The organism is Arthrobacter crystallopoietes BAB-32 (assembly GCF_000328305.2).
Taxonomy (GTDB): domain Bacteria; phylum Actinomycetota; class Actinomycetes; order Actinomycetales; family Micrococcaceae; genus Crystallibacter; species Crystallibacter crystallopoietes_A.
Genome location: NZ_ANPE02000270.1, coordinates 1 through 7,762, shown reverse-complemented (window position 1 = coordinate 7,762; position 7,762 = coordinate 1). Strand labels below are relative to the sequence as shown.

Here is a 7,762-nt window from a genome sequence, read left to right as displayed (position 1 = left end):
CCGCGGAGAACCGGACCCGCTGCCCGCCGACGCCGCGCCCGAACGCCCCACCCCGGATCCTGCGCCCGAACGCCCCATTCCGGATCCTGCGCCGGAACCGGTGGTTTCGCTCCAGCTGCGAGGTGCCGGCTACGCCTATCCTGGGCAGCGGCAGCCGGTGTTCGCCGGATTGGATCTCGACCTGGCGCCCGGCGACTGGCTCGCTGTCACCGGTCCCTCCGGCAGCGGCAAATCCACGCTGCTGGGCGTGCTGCTGGGCTTCCTGGCCCCGCAGCAGGGACAGTACCTGGTCAACGGCAGCCCGGTCGGCTCCGGGACGCGGCTGGCCGGCCGGATTGCCTGGACGCCGCAGGAAGCGCATCTGTTCAACTCCAGCCTGCGGGCCAACCTGCTGCTAGCCCGCGGCAGGGAGAACCCGCCCTCGGACGCCGAACTGTTCCGTGCGCTGTCCGCCGTGGGACTTGGTTCCTTCGCCGCGGCCCTGCCCCAGGGGCTCGACACCCGGCTGGGCCCGGGCGGAGCCTTCCTCTCCGGCGGCCAGCGGCAGCGCGTTGCGGTGGCCCGGGCACTGCTGACCGAAGCGGAAGTCGTGCTGCTGGATGAGCCCACGGCGCACCTGGATCCGGAAGCCGCGGAGAGCCTGCTGGCCGACCTGCGTTCGGCACTGGCCGGCAAGGCGGTCGTGATGGTCACCCACGATCCGGCGGAAGCGGCCGCCTGCCCGCGCAGCCTGCGCCTGGGTTCCGCGGCGGAGGAAGCTGCCCTACGCTGAAGGGCATGACCTCTGCTGCACCCCAGCCGTATCCCGACCATGGCCTGCGCTGGCGCCCGCTGACCGAACAGGACATAGACGACTGGCACGCTTTGGTCGGGCGGATGGCCGCCGTCGACAAGCCGGTTTGGAGCGAGACCCGTGCGGACCTGGCGGAGGTTTTCGATTCCGGCCACAACGATCCGCAGCTGACCACCGCAGCGGGTTTCGACGACGGCGGGGTGCTGCGCGCCGTCGGTCGGGTGCACGCCAACCCCGGATCCACGCTCGCGTACACCTGGGGCGGCGTGGACCCGCAGTGGCGCCGCCGGGGCCTAGGCCGCGACCTCTATGGCTGGCAGGCCGGCTGCCAGCGCGCCCGCTTCGAAGCCGCCGGCATCAGCGGCGGCGTGCTCCGGACCTTCACGGAGGAGCGGAATCCCGGGCACAATGCGCTGCTCAAGGCCGCCGGCGCCGGAATTGTCCGCTACTTCACCGAGATGACCCGGCCGCTGGACGAGCCGATCCCGGAGCTGCCCCTGCCGGACGGTTTCGAATTCCGCACGCTCGTGCCGGCCGGGAGCGAGGCGGTGCGGCTGGCGCACAACGAGGCGTTCGCGGACCACTGGGGCAGCGAGCCGCGGGACGAGCAGCGGTGGAAGTTCACCGTCGAGCACCCGCAGCTGAAGCCGGAGTGGAGCATGGCAGTGGTCGAGGCCGCCACCGGCGAGACCGTGGCCTACCAGCTGGCCAGCTTCGATCCGGCCTACCGCCTGCACTCCGGCTACGACGAAGGCTTCACTGATCTGCTCGGCGTCCGTCCGGCCTGGCGCGGACGCGGCCTCGCCCCGGCCCTGCTGGCCGAAGCCATGCGCCGGTTCAAGGCGGCCGGGATGGCCAATGCCGGCCTGGGCGTGGACACGGAGAACCCCAGCGGCGCCCTCGGCCTGTACACCAGGATGGGCTATCGCCCGACCATGCGGAACCTCGCCTGGCAACTGCCGCTGACCTGACCCGCAAACCCGCGCCCCGCCGTCGTACGTTTGGAAATAACGACGGCGGCGGGCCGGTTTGGTGCGGCAGGTTACCCGAGGGCGGGGCCCACGGCGTCCACGGCCTGGGACAGCGGAACGCCTGAGCCGTCCCGGCGCCCGTGTTCGGTGGGCAGGCTGCGGACGACGCCGCTGGCGGTGGAGGCCTTGGCCGGGCCACGACCGGCCCAGCCGAGGCTGAGCTGGTCTTCGCCCTTGAGGAAGCGGTGCGCACGGACGCCTGCGGTGGCACGGCCCTTGGCCGGGTACTCGGCGAAGGCGGTGACCTTGGCCGAGCCGGGGGAGGTGCCGGGCAGGGCGTCGGAGGCGGAGGCAATGGTTACCACTACGGCGGCCTCGTCCGCAGGATCCACCGCGCCGAAGAAGACCACCGAGTCGTCGGCCGCCAGCTTGACGCCGGCCACGCCGCCGGCCATCCGGCCCTGCGGGCGGACCGTGGCTGCCGGGAAGCGCAGCAGCTGCGCCTGCCGGGTCAGGAACACCAGGTCCTCGTCCTCACGCGCGGCACACACGCCGACAATCTGGTCCTGTGGCTTGAGCGTGATGATTTCCCAGTCCTCGCGGTTCAGCGGATAGTCCGGGCTGACCCGCTTGACCACGCCCTTGGCGGTGCCGAGAGCCAGGACCGCGTTCAGCGGCGCGAGGGCCACCAGCGTCTCGCCCTTGGCCAGCGTCACGAATTCCCGCGCCGGCACGCCGCCGGCGAGGTTCGGCGTGCCGTCACCGGGCGCCAGCGCGGGTATGTCAACGACCTGCAGGCGCAGCATCCGGCCCAGCGACGTGACGGCGCCGATCTCGGCGCGGGCCGAGGTGCGGACCACGGAGGTGAACACATCGTGCTTGATGCGCTGGCCGCCGTCGGTCAGTTCATCCTGGCTGGCGGTGCGGGCCAGCTGGCCGGAGGCTGAGAGGATGACCCAGCACGGGTCGTCGGCGATCTCCAGCTGCACCGGCGCGCTGGCCTTCTTGCCGGCCGCGGCCGGGGGCGGCGCCGGCGAGCGCGGCGGAGGCTTCGGTCTCCAGCAGCACGGTGCGGCGCGGGGTCGAGTACTCGGCGGCGATGGCGCCGAGTTCGTCGGAAACCAGCTGGCGCAGCTTGGGCTCCGAACCGAGGATCTCCTCCAGCTCGGCGATGGCCTGGCGCAGCTCCTCCTGCTCCTTCTCCAGCTCGATCCGCGAGTACTTGGTCAGCTGGCGCAGGCGCAATTCCAGGATGTGGTTGGCTTGGATCTCGGTCAGGTCGAAGACGCCCATGAGCCGTTCGCGGGCCTGCGCGGTTTCGTCCGAGGAGCGGATGATCTGGATGACCTCGTCGATGTCGACGATGGCGATGAGCAGGCCCTCGACCAGGTGCAGCCGGTCCTTCTTCTTGCCCAGGCGGAAGGTCGTGCGGCGGCGGACCACATCGATGCGGTGGTCAACGTAGACCTGGAGCAGTTCCACCAGGCCGAGGGTGCGCGGCTGGCCGTCGACGAGGGTGACGTTGTTGATGCCGAAGGAGTCCTCCATCGGCGTGTAGCGGTAGAGCTGCTGGAGCACCGCGTTCGGATTGAAACCGTTCTTGAGCTCGATGATCAGGCGAAGGCCGTGGTTCCGGTCCGTCAGGTCGACGACGTCGCTGATGCCCTGCAGCTTCTTGGAGCTGACCGCGTCCTTGATCTTCTCGATCACTTTTTCCGGGCCCACCATGTAGGGCAGCTCGGTCACGACCAGGCCGGTACGGCGGGCGGTGAGCTGCTCGACCTGGACGGTGGCGCGGGTCTTGAAGGAGCCGCGGCCGGTGGCGTAGGCGTCGCGGATACCGTCCAGTCCGACGATCTTGCCGCCGGTGGGCAGGTCCGGTCCGGGCACGAACTCCATCAAGTCCGCCAGCTTAGCGTCGGGGTTCGCGATCAGGTGCTGGGCGGCGGCGATCACCTCGCCCAGGTTGTGCGGGGCCATATTCGTGGCCATGCCGACGGCGATCCCGGAGGAGCCATTGACCAGCAGGTTCGGGAAGGCCGCGGGGAGGACCTCCGGCTGCGTGAACTGGTTGTCGTAGTTCGGAATGAAGTCGACGACGTCCTCGTCGAGGTGGTCCGTCATGGCCAGCGCCGGGGCCGCCAGCCGGGCCTCGGTGTAGCGGGGGGCAGCCGGTCCGTCGTCGAGGGAGCCGAAGTTTCCGTGGCCGTCGATCAGCGGCATCCGCAGTGCGAAGCCCTGGGCCATGCGGACCATCGCGTCGTAGATGGCGGCGTCGCCGTGCGGATGCAGCTTGCCCATGACCTCACCGACCACGCGCGCCGACTTCACATGGCCGCGGTCAGGGCGCAGCCCCATGTCCGACATCATGTACAGAATGCGCCGCTGGACGGGCTTGAGGCCGTCGCGGGCGTCCGGCAGGGCCCTGGAGTAGATCACCGAGTAGGCGTACTCGAGGAACGAGCCCTCCATTTCGGAGGTGACGTCGATGTCGACGATGTTCTCGACGAAGTTTTCGGGCAGTTCCTCGCGCGGCGTGGATTTGGGTCGGCGGGCCATATGGAGAGTTCGGGTCCTTACATCTGTTGAAGCAGTTAAAGTGAGTTTATGGCTCAAGAGGCGCAATTCCGGGATTATCCCGACTACTGGGAGGCCGATGTCGTGCTGCGCGACGGCGGCACGGCCCATTTGCGGCCCATCGTCCCCCAGGACGGTCCGGCCCTGCAGGCATTCCACATGGGCCAGTCGGAAAGCTCCATCTACCTGCGCTTCTTCACCTTCAAAGCCAAGCTGAGCAGCCGCGAACTGGAGCGGTTCACGAACGTAGACCACCATAACCGCGTGGCCTTTGTCATTACGATCGCCGGCGACATCATCGGCATCGGCCGCTATGACCGGCTGGACGATCCTGACGAGGCGGAAGTCGCCTTCAATATCTCCGACAGCCACCAGGGCCGCGGTCTCGGCTCCATCCTGCTCGAGCACCTGGCGGCGGCCGCCCGGGAAAACGGCATCCGCCGGTTCTCCGCCGAGGTGCTGCCGGAGAACCGCAAGATGATCACGGTCTTCAACGACGCCGGCTACGAGGTCAGCCGGCATTTCGACGACGGCGTGGTCATGCTGGAGTTCAATATCGACCCGACGGAGCGGTCGCGAGCCGTGATGGAATCACGGGAACACCGCGCAGAGGCGCGCAGCGTGGCCGGGCTCCTGGCGCCGTCGTCGGTAGCTGTAATTGGCGCCAGCCGCGAGTACGGCAGCATCGGCTATGCCCTGCTGGAACACATCGTCGAAGGCGGCTTCAAGGGCACGGTCTACGCCATTAATCCGCAGGCCCTGGAGCTGGGCGGCATGATCTCCTACGGCTCGATCGCCGAAGTGCCCGAACCGGTGCAGCTGGCCATTATCGCCGTGCCCTACGACCAGGTGCTCAAGGTGGTCCAGGAGTGCGCGGACGCCGGTGTCAAAGGGCTGGTCGTGGCCACCGCCGGGTTCGCGGACAACGGCCAGGAAGGGCTCGCCCGCCAGCGTGAGCTGGTGCGCAACGCACGGGCGAACGGGATGCGGGTGGTGGGACCGGCGTCGCTCGGCCTCATCAACACGGATCCGGCGGTATCGCTGAACGCCTCGATGGCGCCGCAGCTGCCGCAACTGGGCCGGCTGGCCCTGTTCAGCCAGTCCGCCGCCATCGGTGTGATGCTCTACGCGGCAGCCGCACGGCGCGGCCTGGGGCTGTCGTCCATGGTGTCTGCCGGGAACCGCGCCGATGTCTCCGGCAACGACGCCATGCAGTACTGGGAAGACGATCCGGCCACGGGCGCCGTCGGCCTCTACCTCGAGTCCTTCGGCAACCCGCGCAAGTTCTCCCGGATCGCCCGGCGGTTGTCCCGGAGCAAGCCGGTCGTCGTGGCGAAGTCGGACCTGATGGGGCTGCAGCTGCCGCCCGGCCACCATGTCCGGACCACCCAGGCTCCCAGCGGGGCGCTGGATGCGATGCTGCGCCAATCGGGCGTTGTCCGTGTCGAAACCTATGAACAGCTGATGGACGTGGCCCAGATCCTGGTCAGCCAGCCGTTGCCGGCCGGTCCGGGTGTTGCCGTGCTGAGCAACTCGCTCGCCCTGGGGAAAGTCATTGCGGACGCTGCGACGACCCACCAGCTGAAGGCCGTGCACCTTGCCACTTCGCTGGGCCTGGACGCGGCGCGCAGCGAGGCATTGGAACTGCTGCGCCGCGAGCTGAGGGAGGCGCTGGGACTGCCGGAAGTGCATTCGGCGATCGTGACCCTGCTGCCAGTGAATGGACTGGCCAGCGACGAGATCGCCGCCGTCCTGCGCGAATGCGGCGAGGAAGCCGGCAAGCCCGTAGTCGCGGCCTTCACGGGTGTGCTGGATCCGCACGCAGTGTCCGAGGGGCTGCTGGCGGGGGACACTGCTGCCGGGACCGGCGCGCGGCAGCCGGCCGTGCCGACCTTTGCCAGTCCGGGCGGCGGCATCGCGGCCCTGGCCGCAGTCGTGCGGTACACCGAGTGGCTGGCCCGTGACCAGGGCGAGGTGGTCGAGCCCACCGGCCTGCAGCGCGACCGGGCGGCGGAGCTGATCGATGCCCTGGTACAGGGAGCCTCCGGCGACCAGCTGGTCAGAACCACCACCGAACAGGCCAACGAACTGCTGGGCTGCTATGGAATCTCCGTGCTGCCATCAGCCGTCTTTTCTACTGCGGACGAAGCCGTGGCTGCGGCGGACCGGCTGGGCTGGCCCGTGGCGTTGAAAGCGACGGATGACAGGCTCCGCCAGCGACTGGACCTCGGCGGCGTGCGGCTGAACATCGTCGATGCGGATTCGCTGCGGCGCAACATCGAGCACATGCGCCAGGTGCTGCGGCCGTTCGGCGAGATCGGGCTGGAGATCCAGTCCATGGCGCCTTCGGGGCAGTCGTGCACCATCCGCGCGATCGAGGACCCGCTGCTCGGACCGGTTGTTTCCTTCGGGCTCTCGGGCGACGCGGTCAACCTGCTGGGCGACTGGTCCCACCGCATACCCCCGCTGACGTCGGTGGACGTGGCGGACTTGGTGCGCAGCCCCCGGGCTGCGCCCAAGCTCTTCGGCTACCAGGGGCTGCCGGCGGTTGACGTGGCAGCGCTGGAGGAGCTTGTGAACCGGGTGGCGCTGATGAAGGACGACCATCCGGAGATCGCCCTGCTTGAGTTCAACCCGGTGCTCGTAGCGCCGCAGGGCCTCACCGTGCTCAGCGCCGATTTGCGCTTGGCGAACCATGCGCAGCGGACCGACAGCGCGCGGCGGGCCATGCGCGACTGACTCCCACAGCCGACCCGCTGCCACCGGCCGGCCGCTCCGCGCGGGTTCGCAATCGCGCAGCCACTGAGCCAGAATGGAATCCATGAGCCATTTGCCAACCACCGAAGAACGCAGCCTCGACGAGGACCTCAACCGTGCCGGTTTCTACCCGGTGCTGGTGGCCGACGTGGTTCATGACGCACTCGACGGACGCGAACCGCTGTCGCACGTGGTCCATCTGGAGACCCACTTCGACCGCAACGAAGTCCACCGCCACATCACCGTGCTGGTGCTGACCGACGACATGCTGGTCATCACCCACGTCGACGACCAGCAGCTGGACGAGGCCGGCGAACAGGTCATGGCGCAGATCTCCACCGAGTCCGTACCGGTCAGCCAGATCCGGTCCGTCGTGCTCAGCTACATCTACGCCCAGCCGCAAAACTACAAGCCCTCCGACCAGGCCCGCGAACTGACCCTGGCCATCGCCTGGTCCGGCGGCCAGCGGCTGGACATGGGGCCGGCAGGCTGTGCCGACCCGCAGTGCGAGGCGGACCATGGCTACACTGGAAACATTGTGCAGGAGGACATCGTGCTCCGCGTCAGCGCCGAGGCTGACGGAGCGCAGGCGGTCCAGAACGCCAAGGCCTTCGCCCGGGCCCTGCGCAAGGTCAACACGGCGCCGCCCGCCCTGCCGCGCCTG

Annotated in this window: 4 protein-coding genes and 1 pseudogene; 4 read left to right on the top strand and 1 reads right to left on the bottom strand. The window is 69.1% G+C overall.

Going from position 1 to position 7,762, the window contains the following annotated elements; translation table 11 throughout:
- Together D477_RS19390 and D477_RS19385 are read left to right on the top strand one after the other, a co-directional pair.
- Positions 1 to 772, top strand: a 772-nt coding sequence (locus D477_RS19390) for an ATP-binding cassette domain-containing protein (RefSeq protein WP_005274153.1), incomplete at its 5' end; no start/stop codon positions are given.
- Between the two features lie 5 nt (positions 773 to 777).
- Positions 778 to 1,764, top strand: a complete 987-nt coding sequence (locus D477_RS19385; RefSeq protein WP_005274151.1) for a GNAT family N-acetyltransferase — start codon at positions 778 to 780, stop codon at positions 1,762 to 1,764.
- 71 nt (positions 1,765 to 1,835) lie between these two features.
- On the opposite strand, the pseudogene D477_RS19380 reads toward D477_RS19385, so the two are convergent.
- Positions 1,836 to 4,323 (bottom strand): annotated as a pseudogene (locus D477_RS19380) (DNA gyrase/topoisomerase IV subunit A).
- A 48-nt stretch (positions 4,324 to 4,371) separates the two neighbouring features.
- On the opposite strand from D477_RS19380, the gene D477_RS19375 reads away from it, so the two are divergent.
- Both D477_RS19375 and D477_RS19370 read left to right on the top strand, forming a co-directional pair.
- A complete protein-coding gene (locus D477_RS19375) occupies positions 4,372 to 7,080 on the top strand; it encodes a bifunctional acetate--CoA ligase family protein/GNAT family N-acetyltransferase (RefSeq protein WP_005274149.1) in 2,709 nt (902 codons plus the stop codon).
- 82 nt (positions 7,081 to 7,162) lie between these two features.
- The coding region (locus D477_RS19370; RefSeq protein ID WP_005274147.1) for a DUF5998 family protein at positions 7,163 to 7,762 on the top strand (600 nt) is incomplete at its 3' end.